15 protein-coding genes, 2 tRNA genes and 2 pseudogenes are annotated in these 17,090 nt (G+C 47.3%); 13 read left to right on the top strand and 6 right to left on the bottom strand.

Features of this window, described 5'->3' with window-relative positions:
- Positions 1–8 precede the first annotated feature (8 nt).
- On the top strand, positions 9–1,484 hold the full coding sequence (locus tag NXT09_RS00700; protein ID WP_268578510.1) for a sensor domain-containing diguanylate cyclase: 1,476 nt from the start codon (positions 9–11) through the stop codon (positions 1,482–1,484).
- Positions 1,485–1,564: 80 nt separating this feature from the next.
- On the opposite strand, the gene NXT09_RS00695 is transcribed toward NXT09_RS00700, so the two are convergent.
- Entirely contained in the window at positions 1,565–1,732 is a 168-nt protein-coding gene (locus tag NXT09_RS00695; protein WP_010280855.1) for a YqaE/Pmp3 family membrane protein, read from the bottom strand.
- Positions 1,733–1,886: 154 nt separating this feature from the next.
- On the opposite strand from NXT09_RS00695, the gene NXT09_RS00690 reads away from it, so the two are divergent.
- Positions 1,887–2,273, top strand: a complete 387-nt coding sequence (locus NXT09_RS00690) for a lysozyme inhibitor LprI family protein (protein ID WP_268578509.1) — start codon at positions 1,887–1,889, stop codon at positions 2,271–2,273.
- 60 nt (positions 2,274–2,333) lie between these two features.
- Here the strand turns inward: NXT09_RS00690 and NXT09_RS00685 are convergent.
- Positions 2,334–2,417 (bottom strand) — tRNA-Ser (locus tag NXT09_RS00685).
- Positions 2,418–2,510: 93 nt separating this feature from the next.
- Between NXT09_RS00685 and mtfA the strand changes: the two genes are divergently transcribed.
- Entirely contained in the window at positions 2,511–3,308 is a 798-nt protein-coding gene (gene mtfA / locus NXT09_RS00680) for a DgsA anti-repressor MtfA (RefSeq protein WP_268578508.1), read from the top strand.
- 110 nt (positions 3,309–3,418) lie between these two features.
- A tRNA-Asn gene (locus NXT09_RS00675) sits at positions 3,419–3,494 on the top strand.
- A 463-nt stretch (positions 3,495–3,957) separates the two neighbouring features.
- Here NXT09_RS00675 and NXT09_RS00670 read toward each other — a convergent pair.
- A complete protein-coding gene (locus tag NXT09_RS00670; RefSeq protein ID WP_268578507.1) occupies positions 3,958–4,221 on the bottom strand; it encodes a MazG-like family protein in 264 nt (87 codons plus the stop codon).
- A gap of 466 nt (positions 4,222–4,687) precedes the next feature.
- On the opposite strand from NXT09_RS00670, the gene NXT09_RS00665 reads away from it, so the two are divergent.
- Positions 4,688–5,770, top strand: coding sequence for an XRE family transcriptional regulator (locus tag NXT09_RS00665; protein ID WP_268578506.1), 1,083 nt, complete (start codon positions 4,688–4,690; stop codon positions 5,768–5,770).
- 3 nt (positions 5,771–5,773) lie between these two features.
- On the opposite strand, the gene NXT09_RS00660 is transcribed toward NXT09_RS00665, so the two are convergent.
- Positions 5,774–6,718 (bottom strand): alpha-glutamyl/putrescinyl thymine pyrophosphorylase clade 3 protein, encoded by a 945-nt coding sequence (locus NXT09_RS00660; protein ID WP_268578505.1) that lies wholly within the window; start codon positions 6,716–6,718, stop codon positions 5,774–5,776.
- Between the two features lie 2 nt (positions 6,719–6,720).
- Positions 6,721–7,695, bottom strand: coding sequence for a thymidylate synthase (locus tag NXT09_RS00655; RefSeq protein ID WP_268578504.1), 975 nt, complete (start codon positions 7,693–7,695; stop codon positions 6,721–6,723).
- A 1,186-nt stretch (positions 7,696–8,881) separates the two neighbouring features.
- On the opposite strand from NXT09_RS00655, the gene aztA reads away from it, so the two are divergent.
- From aztA to NXT09_RS00625, 6 genes and pseudogenes are all read left to right on the top strand, one after another.
- Positions 8,882–9,607, top strand: coding sequence for a zinc ABC transporter ATP-binding protein AztA (gene aztA, locus NXT09_RS00650; RefSeq protein WP_268578503.1), 726 nt, complete (start codon positions 8,882–8,884; stop codon positions 9,605–9,607).
- Positions 9,607–10,497, top strand: coding sequence for a zinc ABC transporter permease AztB (gene aztB / locus NXT09_RS00645; protein WP_268578502.1), 891 nt, complete (start codon positions 9,607–9,609; stop codon positions 10,495–10,497). The genes aztA and aztB overlap by 1 nt, the downstream gene beginning before the upstream one ends.
- A 5-nt stretch (positions 10,498–10,502) precedes the next feature.
- Positions 10,503–11,438 (top strand): zinc ABC transporter substrate-binding protein AztC, encoded by a 936-nt coding sequence (gene aztC / locus NXT09_RS00640; RefSeq protein ID WP_268578501.1) that lies wholly within the window; start codon positions 10,503–10,505, stop codon positions 11,436–11,438.
- Between the two features lie 27 nt (positions 11,439–11,465).
- Positions 11,466–12,650 (top strand): annotated as a pseudogene (aztD, locus tag NXT09_RS00635) (zinc metallochaperone AztD); the annotation flags it as partial.
- Between the two features lie 108 nt (positions 12,651–12,758).
- Positions 12,759–13,346, top strand: a pseudogene (zinT, locus tag NXT09_RS00630) (metal-binding protein ZinT); the annotation flags it as partial.
- 455 nt (positions 13,347–13,801) lie between these two features.
- Complete coding sequence (locus NXT09_RS00625; RefSeq protein ID WP_268578500.1) at positions 13,802–14,146, top strand: gamma-glutamylcyclotransferase family protein; 345 nt, start codon at positions 13,802–13,804, stop codon at positions 14,144–14,146.
- 172 nt (positions 14,147–14,318) lie between these two features.
- On the opposite strand, the gene NXT09_RS00620 is transcribed toward NXT09_RS00625, so the two are convergent.
- Positions 14,319–14,564 carry a YmjA family protein gene (locus NXT09_RS00620; protein WP_205551123.1) on the bottom strand — a complete coding sequence of 82 codons (246 nt, stop codon included), beginning with the start codon at positions 14,562–14,564 and terminating at the stop codon, positions 14,319–14,321.
- Positions 14,565–15,017: 453 nt separating this feature from the next.
- On the opposite strand from NXT09_RS00620, the gene NXT09_RS00615 reads away from it, so the two are divergent.
- Positions 15,018–15,995, top strand: coding sequence for a DUF1852 domain-containing protein (locus tag NXT09_RS00615; RefSeq protein ID WP_268578498.1), 978 nt, complete (start codon positions 15,018–15,020; stop codon positions 15,993–15,995).
- A gap of 30 nt (positions 15,996–16,025) precedes the next feature.
- Positions 16,026–17,057 (top strand): methionine synthase, encoded by a 1,032-nt coding sequence (locus NXT09_RS00610; RefSeq protein ID WP_095699060.1) that lies wholly within the window; start codon positions 16,026–16,028, stop codon positions 17,055–17,057.
- Positions 17,058–17,090 lie beyond the last annotated feature (33 nt).

Below are 17,090 nucleotides of genomic sequence, written 5' to 3'. Positions count from 1 at the left end.
AGATTATTTTGCAGACAGGATTCATCAATAATGCCCGCTGGCTTGATAAAACACGCGCAATCATAATACTCGGCTCCATGCTGCTCGCCGCCTTTCTGGTTATCAGTTGGACTAGCTATGAAGTCGCTAAAGAATCACTGGAAGAAGAAATTGAAGAGAATACCCTGCCGCTAACCAGCGATAACGTTTATTCGGAAATCCAGCAGGATTTGTTAAAACCGATCTTTATTTCGTCGCTAATGGCGCACGATACCTTTTTACGTGACTGGGTACTAAAAAATGAAAGCGATCCGCAGGCGCTATTCCGCTATCTAAAGGAGATCGATCGCCGCTTCAACACCGTATTTTCTTTTTTCATTTCTGATAAAACCGGGCTCTATTACGACCAACAACGCATCCTAAAAACCGTCTCGGAGTCATCCCCCGACGATCAATGGTATTTCCAGCATAAAGCGCTATCGGATGATATGCCTTACGTTGTCGATCTCCGCATCGATCCTGAAGAACGCACACGTCTGGACATCTTCATTAACCATAAAGTCATGGATTATGAAGACAATTTTATTGGCATTACCGGCGTGGGCATCCCGGTTGATCGCGTTAAGCACCTGATTGAAAAATACGAACAGCGCTATAACCGGACAATTTATTTCATTGATAAAGAAGGTAACATTACGTTGCACGGAGAAAGCTACACGCGCCCGCTGCAAATTCAAGAACAGCAGGGGCTGAACCGGATTGCGACCACGATTTTGACCGCCCCCGGCGGTGCCTATGAATATCAAGCAAACGGGGAACATATTTTCCTCAATACCCGATTCATCCCTGAATTCGGCTGGTATTTGGTGGTTGAACAAACCAGCCACCCCAGTGAACAGCGACTGTTCACCACACTGCTTAAAAATCTGGGTATTAGCATGTTCGTCAGCGTCCTTTTCCTGTTCCTGCTGTGGTTGACCATTGGCGGATATCAACGCCGTCTGGAACAGATGGCGACGACCGATAAATTAACAGGCCTGATGAACCGTCAGGCATTTGATTATTTATTCCGTCGTCTCGGGACGAAAAATGCCTTACAGCATAAATCGCTCTCCATTATTCTGATTGATATTGACCACTTCAAAAAAATCAATGACAAGTACGGCCACAACGTCGGAGATCTGGTGTTAAAAGAGGTTGCCTCCATCTTATCGAGCAACACCCGCTCCAGCGATCAATCCTGCCGCTGGGGAGGCGAGGAATTCGTCATTTTGCTCGACGATTGCGATCTCAACGCCGCGCAGCAGCGTGCCGAAGCTCTGCGTCACAGTATTGAAACCACGCACCTTCCCTACCGCGAATGCGTCATTCAGGTGACAGCCAGCTGCGGCGTTGCGGAATATCGGGCGGGTGAGACGCTCAGTATGTTGATTAACCGCGCCGATATCGCGCTCTATCAGGCAAAACAGCAAGGGCGTAATCAGGTCGTGAGTGCCACACAATAGTGCGCATCAATAAAAAGGTAACGGGGAGCACGATGTCTCCCCGTTATTTCATCATAATCGTCGAACAGGCTTGTCAGACACTAAATGCCATCATCTTTCGTCTGCACCCAAAACGCATGCACCAACCCAGGAAAATAACCTAACAGCGTCAGAATAATATTCAGAATAAATGCCCCACCGATGCCTTTCCCCAGTAACACGCCCAACGGTGGCAAGAGAATAGTCAGTACAATACGCCAAAATCCCATATCAACCTCCGTAACGTGATGATTCCTTATGAAAGTAGTTCAGTACATGGGATTTGTCAGTACGGGACGGGATGATTGAGAGTAATCTTTGCAAGGCCGTTCCCCCATCACATATGCGCCTGAATACAGAGTGCCGACTTACAGAGGGTCAATAATGAAAAAGCTAGCCATTGCTCTTTTTGCGCTGCTTCCCATCACTCAAGCCGCCGCCACAGATTGTGGCAACGCCAACACACAGTTGGAGATGAGCCAGTGTGCTGCTAATGAATATAAAAAAGTGGATGGCGAGCTTAATCGGCTGTATCAGGATGTCGTAAAACGACTGGTGATTGAAGAACACAAGGAGTTGCTCAAGTCAGCGCAGAGAAAATGGATCGCGTACCGCGACGCTGACTGTGAGTTTCAGACCTTCCCGACAACCGGAGGATCGGTGCATGGCATGGTGTATTCCCAGTGCCTGACGCAGAAAACTGCCGAGCGCGTAGAAGAGTTTAAAGGCATGCTACATTGTGAAGAAGGGGATTTGAGCTGTCCGCTTTAAGCTACTGCCAAGTGTGGAAAGCGTCACAGACTAAATGCGGGGTAAGTGTTTGAATAGCAGTGGAGAGACGGGGATTTTCCCCCCGATCGCGTTGCCCTACTCCAGTTTTCGAGACTGGCCGTTCAGCCGCGCCGCCATCTCTCCGTTTAGCAGTTGCCATGATGCCTACTTTTACGGCATGTTAACAGCACCCGCCCTCGCCTTTAAATTCAAGTGACGACTGAACGAGCAATAACAATGATTAAATGGCCGTGGAAAAACACTCAACCTCAGGTGCAGACGCTTGAACACTGGCAAGCTGCGATTTCCATCCCGCTTCTCGCGCCGTTGAGCGACGAAGAGCTCCAGCAACTGGTCGCCCTTGCCGATCAGTTTCTGAAGCAAAAGCGCCTAATTCCGTTGCAGGAGCTGGTGTTGACGGACATCATGCAGCAGCGCATCGCCCTGCTGTTTTCCCTGCCGGTGTTGTCGCTGGGAATGGATGCGCTGGATGGCTTCCATGAAGTTCTGATTTACCCCGGTCCGTTTATTGTTGAGGAAGAGTGGCAGGATGACATCGGGCTCGTGCATAAGGGGAAAATGGTGCAATCCGGCCAAAGTTGGGATCAGGGACCGATTGTTCTCAACTGGCAGGAAGTGCAGGATTCCTTCGACCTCTCCGGTTTCAACCTCATAATTCATGAAGTCGCACACAAGCTGGACATCCGCAGCAGCGGCGAAGCGACGGGCGTCCCCCTTATCCCTCTGCGCGAGATTGCTGCGTGGGAACAGCATCTGCACGGCGCGATGGATGCCTTGCAGGAAGAAATCGATCTGGTGGGCGAAGATGCCGCCAGCATGGATCCCTACGCCGTCCACGATCCGGCAGAGTGCTTTGCGGTGCTGTCGGAATACTTCTTCAGCGCCCCCGAACTTCTCGACGAGCGTTTCCCCGAGCTATACCGCTGCTTTCAAAAGTTCTATCGGCAGGATCCGCTCGCCCGTCTAAAAAACTGGCAAAGCAGCACCAATTATCGTGCACCATCCATTTACTAACCCATAAAAAAACAGCGAATTGTACACAGCCTAAACAGTCAGACGATAAAGCTGATTTTGCCGTTGACAGTACCGCGGGTGGCGGATATCATGCGCCCCGTTCACACGATTCCTCTGTAGTTCAGTCGGTAGAACGGCGGACTGTTAATCCGTATGTCACTGGTTCGAGTCCAGTCAGAGGAGCCAAATTTAGAAAATCCCGCTTAAGGCAACTTAAGCGGGATTTTTGTTTTTATCATTTTATTCAATGCATTCACGTGCAAAAGTCTTTCCGGCGCACATTCTGTTTTCCCTCCGCATCGAGAGAATCTGGTGGTCAGATTCGGGGTCACGTTGGTTCGATGACGGAGTGACCCCCAAATGTCTCTTAACGGCTCAAAAAACTGCAACATGAAATCATCCGCAAAACCCTTCAAAGTTTCTGATTCACACGGCCTGTACCTACTGGTTAATACACCTTCCAGTTATTTCATCGCCGGCATTAGCCAGATGCCAGCCTTATGTTCCATCCCCAGGAGTGCTCAGGTGTCCGGATGAAAGCCGCCTAGTCATATACAAGCATATATCCTCTGGATAGCGTCCTTTCCGCTACGCGAAATGTAGTGATGCCTGTATCCATTCTGCTATTTGAGCTGCGGCCGCGGTGGTACTAATCAGATTTTCTGTCGTAATACTCTATGATCTGAAGCGCAACAGCTGCGATCTGGACCAGCTCTTCACGACAGGTACCGGCACATTTACCACCATAATGATCATGGAGAATAGCTTGGTTATATTCACCAACTTCTTCCCCCAGAATGGCTGCCCAAATAAACGGATCCAGGTCTCGGTCCGCACCCCACTTGATATCCTGCCGATCCATTTCGGCAACAACATCTGACAGACCACGCGTATTTAAATGTTTATAGATCATAGAATTCGCAGGATTAAATAATGATAATCATCATGTAACATTAAAATGCAGCGCCGTCTACAGTGTGCACGACATTACCCCTTTGAGATCTATGTGTTATTTTGCTATAAGTTGAGGAATCAAAACTCTATAAGCGATTAACATTGCATATTTCCTTCGACAGCAAACATTTAAGAAACATTTGCGAAAGTCAGAGCTATGCAGATTCAGCTTTGGGCGGGCGTCTATCGGCCAAATTAATTGCCCGACTTTTTGATATTCATGTCAGCAAGAACGTCTGGGAACTTCCCGTAGGCAGTCCAGAGATAGGCTTTCAGGACGGGGAAGAATACATTATACTAAAACTCGACTCTGAGGTTCGTTTTGGTTTCGTATGCGGGCACACAGATCCTCCAAAGAATCCAGATAATTCAATTAATTGGGAGATCGTTAGTCGAATTAAGTTAATGTTCATAGGTGATGAAAAATGATTGGTATTCTCAACTTCAGCCCCGATAGGGTATCTCCTCCAGGCGACACAATCATAGATCTGATGGATGAACATGGTCTTACAGACGAAGAACTCAGCAAAAAAATTGGCTTATCTGTTGGTAAGGGTCAACAACTGTTGACCGGTCATGTTCATCTCAATGAATCTCTGGCATACAAGTTGCAAGATGTGTTTAACGTGTCTGTCGAATTCTGGCTGAAACGCGAAAGTGCTTATCGCCAGCATATTGAATATTTGGACAATATTAACCGTGAATGGCTGAATTCTCTCCCCGTAAGGGATATGATCGAGTATGGCTGGATACCTAAAAGCCCGTCACGCGAATCAAAACTGAGAAACTGTCTGCGCTTTTTTGGCATTAATTCTGTAAATGATTTTAATTATAAAATTAACACGGAAGCGCCGCTTGTTGCTTTCAGAAAATCCATCAGTCTGAAAACAGAACCCATGGCGGACTTAGTATGGATAACGAAGGCTAAAGAACTTAGCGCCAGCTATAAATGTGATAACTGGAATAAAAATATACTGAAATCACTTTTACCAGAGCTTCGTCAGGCGACCAATGAACCTGATTTGAAAACATTTATTCCTTATATCAGAGAACTTCTCGCAACTGCAGGTGTTTCGTTGGTGGTATTGCCAACACCATCAGGTTGCCGCGCAAGCGGCGCAACTTGTTTTTTTGAACCCGATCGCGCAACGCTGATCGTCAGCTTTAGATACTACACTGACGATCATTTCTGGTTCACCCTATTCCATGAAATTGGCCATTTAATTCTTCATGACGCAGTTAGTATTCGCCTAGAAGGCGACGTAGTGCTGACTTCACAAGAAGAAATCGAAGCAAACGAGTTTGCTGCAAATATCCTTATACCCAAACCTTTTCAGAAAGAAATAAGTAACTATGGGGTCAGAAACTGGAAAGAGATGGTCAGGGTGGCGAAAAAAATTGGGGTGTCCAGAGGAATCGTTCTAGGATATTTACAACATATCGGCAATGTCCCTTACTCTCACCTTAACAAACTTAAGGTGAGATATAAGAAAGATGACGTACGCTAGGATTTATCCCCCAAAGTACTCATAGCTGCTAGGGGATTTCTGCCAGTTACACAGAGCATCCTCCAATACCTGCATTCTGAGGTACTGGAGAGGGAGTATTTCAGACAGGGCTGCCAGTTTTTCATTCAGAACAGTAACGGAATCACCAAAGTCTCTGTTGTTACTGAATAAAAGCCTGCTCCCCTTTATCGGTCCTGTTGATCCTGTCAAAAAAAGGTGGCCTGGCTGAATATTCAATAAATTCGTTTTCCTTAACATCGTTAGATAATCAAATTTCGCTGTCCTACCAAAGGAAATTACACTGCGCATATTAGAATAAAGTAGCTCAAAGAGAGCCTCAGGTGTTGGGGCAACAGAAGCCGCCTCCGCGAATCGGGCTTCATGACTACATGTGCGGCCTACAAATTCGATATAGGACCGAAAAACCCTTGGAATAGAACGTCCAGAACTCGATTTTAATGTTTCATATTTCCGGTGATTACCGTATTGCCTTTGTATGCTTGTTCTAGTTAGTTCAGGAGAAACCTCCTTGAACCAACGTTCAAAAGCAGGGAAATCCTGTGTAACACTTTGCCAGGTCCAGGTACGACTTCCCAATCCGCCGTAAATATCCCGGCAAAGCTGCCAGTTCGTCTTAATGCTTTTACCAAAATGAGTAAATAAAAATATCAACCAACAAGCTTCATCATAATTCCCCTGCTCATGATGTATTCTGGCAGCGAGTAGAGGATCAAAGTATTCGGAATTAGGCTCAGCCCTTAAAGGAGTAACATGTTTTTCACCACCATAAGTCGCTTCCACATATAGTATCCGTCTCATACTGTCTATGAGCTGCATAGCAAATGTAGTGTAGTGTGCGTTGCTTTGAAGTCCCTGCAGTGGATATTCATTATGATCAAACTGTTGTAATGCGACGATTAAATCAGGTACAGCATGATGTCTTCTCATCTTTACTTTCCTTCAAAGAAAATTTCATATTCTTTATTTTTAAACTTACTAATTTCTTTTCTTGCTTCTTCTGAAGAATCTATGGATTTATCTTTAAAAAGGAAGTGAATTTTAATTATTCGCATTAAATCCTTCCAGTAGTCATTTAACCCTGTCAGATCCAGATCAGTGAATTTATTAAGTCTCAGCTCCCGTTCGATACCAAGTAGCTGGAATCTCTCATCTAATGATTTCACGGCTGGCATTTCACTCATGATTGTGCGAGTGCTCATGAAACCTTCGCGCTGTAGCGCATGAACACTTGGGATGTCGGTGTCATACAGATGTAAACTTGATACAAAATGGTAATACTGCCCTAGTTCACATTCGATGGTCCTTGCTACATACTCCTGCAGCATGGTAAATGCGAAAATATCATGTGTCAGCCCCTTAAAAGCATCATTGGAACGCATATTAACAAACAAATGCAGGCGCTTTTCTCTGATCAAAAATTGGAGTGATATTGTACAGGGTATATCTTTGTATTCCCGAGCTTTACCTTCAGCAGGCATCAGGTCCGCTGCATCAAATAATTGTATCAACGCTCGCCGGCTGGTTGGTTTATCACAAAGTAAACGAGTAACGTTATCGAGCTGATTATACAGGCCGTGCATACTGAAAAGCCGGGGTCCATACCCACCATGAACCTTCCCGCACTCCTCCGCATATCTGGTATATCCTGGAATATAATGACGGATGAACGAGACGTCATTATCACCAGTCAGGTACCACAATAACTCACCAAGACAGCTAATTATTTTACTTCGGGATTCAGTTCTGCTGACGCGCCTGAGAGGATCCGTGAGAACAAGCCCCGCGCCCAGAATCTCGATAGTCGCGCCTTTCGTTGCTGTATTTTTGATACCTCGTTCGAGAATAGCAGCGTGAACGTCCTTGAGTAAATCATCAATACAGTTAGATTCGACAAAGATCGTCATATTGTTACTTTATGTGAATTGGCGTGTCTACTTATTATCACCCATAAATAGTGCAGTCAATTAGTGCCATGTATTTTGTCAGTCTGATTTCCCTGTTCCAGAAGTTCACCTTGGGGGGATTTTTTCAGCTACCATTGACAATCTATCAGTACAGAATGTCATCCAGATCAGGGCCGGGTATAAATGAGAGAACGGACGGTTGTCGGCTCCAGCATTGGATTTGTTCCATTTCGCTATCCACCATCAAACGCAGGCAAAGCACAGTTTCCAGCCCCTATTCCTCGGTGCCCCCCGTTTACATGGGTGAATGCCTGCAAATAATTACGGTAGGAATCGAGACGTATCAGGGCATCAGGAAACAAACCAAGTGTCAGTGTAATGATGATAGGTTGAGTGATACCCAGCCCATAAAAATCTGTATCTGCAAAACTAACATTACGACGAGCAGCGAGGCAAAGGTCATCACATCAAGAACTATTATCTTTCTGTTTTATAATTATGTTTTCTGGACTATGTCCCAAAGCGGTGGCACATGCTGGTACACATTTTTAGTCTTTTTGTCGTTAAGCATACCGGTATTGTCAACAGTGTATTGTTCGCGTCACGTAAGCCGACATATTCCCCATTGATTAACACTATGGTATTGACCATATCTGCTTCTGCCACTGAGCAGACTGTCAGCTCTCTTTGGACACAGCTCCGCTGTGGGGAAAACTCTATGCGCTCGCTCTGACTACGCTTCCCTTTCAAGTAACATCATAGTAATGATCACAGCATGCAACGTGTACTCAAACTAGCTTTATATAACATACGCCTACTAGTGGTCTTGACAGAAAGTGGATTCATGATTAGCTTACTTATTAGCCAGTTACCGACAAAGACGCTCCCAATCAGGAGCCAAATTTAGAAAATCCCGCTTAAGGCAGCTTAAGCGGGATTTTTGCTTTTTAGCACTTTATTCCGTATTGGCCCACCGCTTGCCCTCCCCTCAACTTCCACAATGCCCCGACTCGTACGTTAAGCCCTGTACAGCGCCATTATTGGGTTCAGTACAGTCTGGTACTCATGATTAGGTTGATTTTCATGCAGCATTCCACTTTGCGGTAAAAACTATCTTAAATATTTACACTCATTAATGATACGTTATAACATCACAAAATTAGCGTAATAATGGAACATTAATGAGATGACGGATTTTGCAGTACAGGTCGAAGAGCTGACGCTCGGCTACGATGGAAATCCAGTATTGAGCACTATCACCGGTTCGGTTCGCACAGGTTCTCTGACTGCGGTAGTCGGCCCGAACGGCTCGGGTAAATCGACGCTACTGAAGGGGATTGCCCGAATACTGCAACCTCAGTCAGGTATCTGCCGTATCGCATCAGGTGCACGGATCGCTTATTTGCCCCAGATCTCGGAGCTTGATCGCAGCTTTCCTGCCACTGTCAGCGACCTGGTATCGCTAGGGCTCTGGCAAGATAGAGGTTTGATGGGCTGGCATCGTCGCCAGGATCGGATACGCGTCGTTCAGGCGCTTGCAGCGGTTGGACTGGCGGGTTTTGAAAATAAATCACTCAGCGCACTCTCTGGAGGTCAGTTTCAACGCGCCCTATTTGCCCGAGTGATTGTTCAGGACGCCAGTATCATTTTACTCGACGAGCCCTTCAATGCCATTGATACGGCGACCACGCAGGATATGCTGGCCCTGATCAAAAACTGGCACTCACAGCAACGTACCGTCGTTGTGGTGACACACGACCCTGAACTTGTGAACCGCCATTTCCCAGAAACATTAATGATCAATGGCACCGTGGTCGCCTGGGGAGAAACCTCGTGGGTGATGAAACACAGCCCAATCCCACCCGCATTCTGTCGGCATGACACCACGCTTTACGTGGCTGGAGACCGATAATGACCTGGCTTTACGAGCTACTCATCAATCCGTTTGTCGAATTTAACTTTATGCGCCGCGCCCTTATAGGAGCATTGCTGCTATCGCTCAGCGCGTGTCCGGTGGGTGTGTTCCTGACCCTACGCCGTATGAGTCTGGTCGGGGATGCCATGTCCCACGCCGTGCTACCCGGTGCCGCTTTTGGTTTTTTGCTCTATGGTCTGGAAATCATTCCAATGACCCTCGGCGGCATGGTTGCCGGGCTGGTCGTGGCGATAGGTTCCGGGGTCGTGTCGCGTCTAACGGTACAAAAGGAAGATGCCTCCATGGCGGCGTTTTACCTTATCTCACTGGCGCTCGGGGTGCTTATCGTTTCGCTGCGCGGATCGAGCGTAGACTTGATGCATGTGCTCTTCGGCTCCGTTCTGGCGCTGAATGTGCAAGCACTAACTCTCATCGCCTGCGTTTCCGCCGCCTCTTTGCTGGCACTGGGACTCTTGTGGCGCGCGCTGATTGCTGAGTGTCTGGACCCACTGTTCCTACGCACCGTGTCCCGGCTCAGTTCGCCGGTTCATTTCCTGTTCCTCACGCTGGTGGTGATAAACCTCGTGGCAGGATATCAGGCGCTAGGTACGCTGCTGTCGGTTGGTTTGATGATTCTCCCAGCCGTCACCGCTCGTTTCTGGACCCATCGCGTCATCACGCTTTGCCTGTTTTCGGTGCTGATTGGGATGGTAGCCTGCGTGACGGGTCTGCTGTTCTCCTACCACTATTCGCTGCCATCAGGTCCAGCCATTATTCTCGCCAACGGCGTTTTTTATCTAGTCTCAACCGGCCTTGTCATGATGAAAAACACCCGCAGCCCTTCTCACTCTTCGTTAGTTAACACGCGCGCTTCACGCACGGAGTAAATCCTATGAAAATTACCACGGCGCTCAGCGTCGCTGTCTTGCTTTCCCTGTTACTGCCGTTTCAGGCGAATGCCAAGCTCAATGTTATTGCTAGCTTCTCTATCTTAGGCGATATGGCAAAAAACATCGGCCAAGATCGTATTGAGCTGCGCACCATCGTCGGCCCCGACAGCGATGCGCATGTGTATGAACCATCCCCTGCGGATGCGATGGCGATGGCGAAAGCCGACGTAATTTTAATTAACGGCTTACAGTTTGAAGGATTCATTAACCGGCTTATTGAGGCCAGTGAGAGCAAAGCACCGGTGGTTGAAGTAACTAAAGGTGCAGAGATTATTCGCGACCCTGCTGGCGGGCATTACCATTTCTATAACGGTAAAGCGGTATTCCATGCCGCCCCTTTCGACCCTCATGCCTGGCAGTCGCTGCCTAATGCCCATGTTTATGTGAAAAATATTACCGCCGCCTTTTGCGCCGCGGATAAAAGCGGTTGCGACACCTATCAGGCTAACGCCAAAGCCTATGAGGAAAAACTCATCAAACTGGGCACGGCCACCGATAGTGCAATGGCTCGCATCCCAGCATCACGCCGCACAGTGGTGGTCGGCCACAATGCTTTTCGCCATTTCGAGCACGCTTATGGCATCCACTTTTTATCCCCTCAAGGGGTGTCTACCGAGTCTGAAGCTTCTGCCGCCGATGTCGCAGGCATTCTGCGCGAGATAAAGAAAGACCGCGCCGCCGCCGTCTTCACCGAGAATATTTCGAACCCACGACTGGTGGAGCAAATTGCAGCCGAAGCCGGTTTACCCATTGCAGGCGTGCTCTATTCCGACGCGCTTTCCGGCCCTTCCGGCCCGGCACCTACCTATATCGCAATGATGCAGCACAACGTCAACACCATCGTGTCGGCGCTGGCTGACGATAAGCAAACTCCCTGATTTCACTCGAATCTGGACTATTTGATAATGGAGATCCACATGAAAAAGCTTTTATTACCGCTATCTATTTCAGCCATTCTGCTGGGTACTGCGGGATCAGCAATGGCGGCAGAAGAAGATGTCACCGCCTGGCGTCTGTTCGTCGCCGATCACGACAAACCCGTCGTAAACGTGATTGATGCCCTTAATGGCGACAAGCTGACCTCCTTTACCGTGAAAGGACCAGCATCACTTTATCGCAGTGAAAACGGTGCGACAGTGTTTGCCGTTCAGGGCAGTGCGGAAACCGTCTCTATGATCGGTTCCGGCATCTCATTCCACGATCACGGCGATCACGCCGATATTGATATCGATGAACCCACATTACTTAAGACCCAACTAACAGGCAAAAAGCCGGGACATTTCGTCGAACGTCAGGGCAAAGTCGCCCAGTGGTTTGATGGCGAACGTTACGCGATGGTCTTGAGTGAACACGCGGTGCTGGACGACGGCAATGACGCGAAAAGAGTGTTTGTTGGTGCGGCGCATCATGGCGTTGCTGTTCCGTATGACAACCATATCGTCGCCTCTATTCCTAACCCAGAAGATGCCTCCAAACGCCCAATCGGCGCCCATGTGATCAGTCTGGATAGTAAAACTGTCGGTGAGAATGTGGCCTGCCCCGGTCTGCACGGTTCTGCCAGTTCCGGCGATACTTACGCTCTGTCCTGCGAAACTGGCCTGCTGCTGGTGACCCAGAAAGGCGATACTCCCCAAATCCGTCATCTGCCTTACTCCAGCGCGTTACCGAAAGGCAGCGTTTCCACACTGATCGGCGGTAAAGGCATGCAGTACTTTATCGGTAACTACGGCCCAGACCGCATCGTACTTATCGACCCAACTGAAGCGCAGAGCTTCCGTTTGGTACAGTTGCCAACCCGCCGCGTGCATTTCGCCGTCGATCCGGTACGTCCAAAATACGCTTATGTCTTTACGGAAGACGGCAAGTTAAATCAGGTTGATGTGCTCAAGGGTGAGATTACCAAGTCTGTGCGCGTCACCGACCCGTATTCTATGGACGGACATTGGAACGATGCGCGTCCGCGTATCGCCGTCGCGGCTAACAGCATTTATATTACCGATCCTCTAAAGAGCAAAATTCACGTGCTGGATGCGGTGGAGCTGAAAGAAACAAGCACAATGGATGTACAGGGACATCCGTTCAACATTGTTGCTGTCGGGGGATCGGGCAAAGTCCATGAGCACGGTACTTCTCACGATCATGGTCATTCCCACGATCACGGTCATGAGCATTCTCACGACCATGACCACGACCACGAGCACGAGCACGACCATTTACATGGTGCGCCCATGACCGAAATGGAAAAGAAAGCAGCCAATGGTGTTTTCAATAATAGCGATGTAAAAGATAGAGCGCTTACCGACTGGGAAGGTATGTGGCAGTCGATTTACCCTCTTATGCTGTCAGGTGAAATGGATCCGGTTTTCAAAAAGAAAGCGGAAAACGATAAGAGCAACACTTTTGAAAAGGTTAAAGATTATTACCGTAAAGGCTACGCCACCACTGTTTCAGAAATAAAAATAGAAAATGGCATCATGGAATTCCATAAAGATGGCGAAGTCGCCTCATGCCATTATGGCTACGCTGGGCATAAGATCCTTAATTATGTATCGGGTAAAAAAGGTGTGCGCTACCTCTTTGAATGTAAAGATGCCCAATCGAAAGCACCTAAATACGTCCAGTTCAGCGATCACACCATCGCGCCGCGTAAATCGGCTCACTTCCATATCTTTATGGGAAATACCTCTCAAGAAGAGATCCTTAAAGAAATGGATAACTGGCCAACATATTATCCTTATCAACTTACCAGCGGTCAGGTTGTTGATGACCTGCTGCATCATCATTAATACCCGCTGAATTCCTGTATTAAAGGTATCGTTGTATTAAAAGGCATAGCTATTTTTCACGCTATGCCTTATTTCATCGCCTATACCAGCATCACGTATCAGCGCATTAATAAACGAACTGGGAAAATATTTTTCCTCACACCAAACGAGCAATTTTTGTAGGCCAGGGATCCAGGAAGGTACCGCCAGACGGTTTCATCACTTCGGATGGTGCCATCAGATAGCCCCGTCTCAATCACATTCTTTAGCTCATCAAGCTGCAAATTCCCCCTCGGAACCGCCATTATGCCAACCTGCGGGTTAAGGGGATGTATCGCTTTAGCCACGTCAGTGACAACATAAAAAGGCAACCGAACGTTTTTAGGCAGAACCTGTTGCGAACCGCTTTATTAAACCCTAACGTGAGCATTACTCTTCACCCGTTGGGTATTCATTGTTTTGATTGACGAGGGAAAATGGAACGCTTGTTTGTCTACGGGACGCTGCGTCCGGGTCACGAAAATGCCTATATTCTGGAAAACATCGGTGGAGACTGGCTGCCGGGTTACGTGACAGGCACGTTTTATAAGCGTGGCTGGGGCGCTGCCGCGGATTTTCCGGGGATCGTGCTGGATGATCGCGGGCCTCGCGTCAACGGCTACCTGTTTTTGTCCGCTAATCTTGAGGCGCACTGGCCAATGCTGGATGAGTTTGAAGACGGCTACGATCGCGTTGAGGTTGTGGTTACGACAGCGGAAAACCAGCAAGTTACGGCATGGGTTTATCAGTTACAGCCACAGACAGGCCAGTACGCGGGATAGATAAACGACGTTCCCTGTCCTAACCTGCCCCAGCAGAGACCACATTTAAAAATCCCGCTCCAGGAAACCGAGGCGGGATTTTTGTTTTTAGCATATTAGGACGGTCGGCCAAGATGGGAAACAGACACAGCGACACTCGCTTTGCATCCTTTCACCATGACCTCAACAAGCGTTATTCATTGCCCCATTGATTCAGGAACGTCGCGATCTCATCAATACGAAACTCGTCGATACCGGCTTCACTGGCCATCTCTTTCTGCGCCTCTTCACTGATCTCTTCGTTATTCATTAAGCGGGTGATCAGCAGTTGGAAATAGCGCGCCAGAGCGTCACGTTCTGACTCGCTCACCGGCTTGTCAGATTCGGTCGAATACTCATCCGTGATGTCATAAAATTTAAGCGGTATTTCATTATTCATGAGTCGTCCCCAAGGGTTAAGGTCTATGTCCGTTGATGCTTGCATCATCTGGACTGAATAATACCATTCTTATGTCGTTTTTCTGTCATCCGTATGGGACAAGGCACTAAACGAGGACAGTGTAGCCTCTTAAGAGCGAAAGGCAGTGTGAGCGTTTCCGTTTTAGCCTTACCATGAGATTATGCAGCCACTCGACTCTAACCCAATGAATTACAAGTGTAAATTCCGCATAACAAAGACCACGGCAACGTTACCGATCCAGACCACACATCAAGTCATGAAGATGGCTCATGTCTATTGAAATTAAATCACTTTTACTCACGCAATGACTCTGGCATAAATTGTGCACTACTATAGACAAGATGAAACCTGCAAAATTATAAGACCTGAAAACCTTGGAAAAACAAGCAATAAATTCAGGTTTTATATCAAGAATTAGGATGCTAGATCGCGATGAATAAGAATTTTACCTTTACGATTAAGAACACGTGTTTCGATGAAAATTATAACCCCTCCGAAAACACGCGTATCACGACCAACTTTGCGAACCTGGCGAGAGGAAAAAACCGCCAGGAGAACTTGCGCAACGCCTTAACGATGATTGACAATCGTTTCAATTCTTTGGCGAGTTGGGATAACCCCAAAGGGGATCGCTATTCTGTCGAACTTGATATCATTTCCGTTGAGGTTGATATAGAAGGCAATGGCAACAGCTTCCCAGTCATTGAAATACTGAAAACCAATATTGTTGATAAAAAAACCAACGAGCGCATTGAAGGCATTGTAGGAAATAATTTCTCCTCCTACGTGCGAGATTATGATTTTAGCGTCTTGCTGTCAGATCATAATAAGAATCACCCCGGATTTAGCACCCCCGATAGCTTTGGCGTCTTGCATGGCAACCTATTTAAATGCTTTGTAAACTCAGATTCTTACAAAGAAAATTTTAGTAAAGCGCCGGTTATATGCCTGAGTGTTTCAAGTAAAAACACCTATCATCGGACTGGAAATCAGCATCCTGTGTTAGGCGTCGAATACCAGCAAGATGAATATTCATTGACCGATCAGTACTTCCATAAAATGGGATTGCAGGCTCGCTATTTTATGCCGCCAAATAGTGTCGCGCCTTTAGCTTTCTATTTTTCTGGTGACTTACTGAGTGATTACACGAATCTTGAGCTGATCAGTACCATCGCCACGATGGAGACTTTTCAAAAGATTTACCGACCTGAGATTTACAATGCGAACTCTGCAGCAGGCCAGTGCTATCAGCCAAGCCTGAATCATCAGGATCATTCATTCACTCAAATTGTTTACGATAGAGAAGAACGTAGCCTGTTGGCTATCGAGCAGGGAAAGTTTACTGAGAAAAACTTCATCAAACCATACCAAGCTATTCTTGAGCAATGGTCTGCTAATTACGTTCTTTGATTAACCAAACACACAAGGTCATCGATTATTATGAAAATATTGTTACCCACTTCCACTGCAGGCAGCTTACCGAAACCTTCTTGGCTGGCACAGCCTGAGACCCTTTGGTCCCCTTGGAAATTGCAAGGCGAGGAACTGATTGAGGGCAAACAAGATGCGCTACGTTTGAGCCTGGCCGATCAGCTACAGGCAGGGATTGATATTGTCAGCGACGGCGAGCAAACGCGCCAACATTTTGTCACGACGTTTATTGAGCACCTCAGCGGTGTTGATTTCGAGAAACGTGAGATCGTTAAAATTCGTAATCGCTATGACGCGAGTGTGCCGACAGTCATTGGTGCGGTGGTTCGCCAAAAACCCGTTTTTGTTGAAGACGCCAAATTTTTACGTCAGCAAACCACAAAACCCATTAAATGGGCTCTGCCTGGTCCCATGACGATGATCGACACGCTCTATGATAGCCACTATAAAAGTCGCGAAAAACTCGCCTGGGAATTCGCTAAAATTCTTAATCAAGAAGCCAAAGAATTAGAGGCGGCGGGTGTCGACATTATCCAATTTGATGAGCCTGCCTTTAATGTCTTTTTTGATGAGGTGAATGATTGGGGAATTGCCGCTTTAGAACGAGCCGTTGAAGGGCTTAAATGTGAAACTGCGGTACATATCTGCTATGGCTATGGCATCAAAGCCAATACCGATTGGAAAAAGACGCTGGGGTCCGAGTGGCGGCAATATGAAGAAATTTTCCCTAAGCTGCAAAAATCGGCTATCGATATCATTTCACTGGAATGTCAGAACTCTCGTGTTCCAATGGATCTTATTGAACTCATTCGCGGTAAAAAAGTGATGGTCGGTGCCATTGACGTGGCAACCAATACCATTGAGACACCCGAGGAAGTCGCCGATACGTTACGAAAAGCCCTACAGTTTGTGGATGCCGACAAGCTCTATCCGTCCACCAACTGTGGCATGACTCCTTTATCTCGTCGCGTCGCAAGAGGCAAGCTCAATGCGTTAAGTGCAGGCGCAGAAATCGTCCGCAGAGAGCTCTTGGGTAAATAACGTCGCCAAATAGATCACAGCAGTTCAGTCCGA

The organism is Pectobacterium jejuense (genome assembly GCF_026800125.1).
Classification (GTDB): domain Bacteria; phylum Pseudomonadota; class Gammaproteobacteria; order Enterobacterales; family Enterobacteriaceae; genus Pectobacterium; species Pectobacterium jejuense.
The sequence above is the reverse complement of the archived record's forward strand: the minus strand, read 5'-3'. Positions and strand labels throughout refer to the sequence as shown.

Coding starts and splice junctions, on each gene's coding strand:
- NXT09_RS00615 (WP_268578498.1), top strand. CDS start 15,018: ATGAATAAGAATTTTACCTTTACGATTAAGAACACGTGTTTCGATGAA.
- aztA (WP_268578503.1), top strand. CDS start 8,882: ATGACGGATTTTGCAGTACAGGTCGAAGAGCTGACGCTCGGCTACGAT.
- NXT09_RS00690 (WP_268578509.1), top strand. CDS start 1,887: ATGAAAAAGCTAGCCATTGCTCTTTTTGCGCTGCTTCCCATCACTCAA.
- NXT09_RS00695 (WP_010280855.1), bottom strand. CDS start 1,732: ATGGGATTTTGGCGTATTGTACTGACTATTCTCTTGCCACCGTTGGGC.
- mtfA (WP_268578508.1), top strand. CDS start 2,511: ATGATTAAATGGCCGTGGAAAAACACTCAACCTCAGGTGCAGACGCTT.
- NXT09_RS00670 (WP_268578507.1), bottom strand. CDS start 4,221: ATGATCTATAAACATTTAAATACGCGTGGTCTGTCAGATGTTGTTGCC.
- aztC (WP_268578501.1), top strand. CDS start 10,503: ATGAAAATTACCACGGCGCTCAGCGTCGCTGTCTTGCTTTCCCTGTTA.
- aztB (WP_268578502.1), top strand. CDS start 9,607: ATGACCTGGCTTTACGAGCTACTCATCAATCCGTTTGTCGAATTTAAC.
- NXT09_RS00620 (WP_205551123.1), bottom strand. CDS start 14,564: ATGAATAATGAAATACCGCTTAAATTTTATGACATCACGGATGAGTAT.
- NXT09_RS00665 (WP_268578506.1), top strand. CDS start 4,688: ATGATTGGTATTCTCAACTTCAGCCCCGATAGGGTATCTCCTCCAGGC.
- NXT09_RS00660 (WP_268578505.1), bottom strand. CDS start 6,718: ATGAGAAGACATCATGCTGTACCTGATTTAATCGTCGCATTACAACAG.
- NXT09_RS00625 (WP_268578500.1), top strand. CDS start 13,802: ATGGAACGCTTGTTTGTCTACGGGACGCTGCGTCCGGGTCACGAAAAT.
- NXT09_RS00655 (WP_268578504.1), bottom strand. CDS start 7,695: ATGACGATCTTTGTCGAATCTAACTGTATTGATGATTTACTCAAGGAC.
- NXT09_RS00610 (WP_095699060.1), top strand. CDS start 16,026: ATGAAAATATTGTTACCCACTTCCACTGCAGGCAGCTTACCGAAACCT.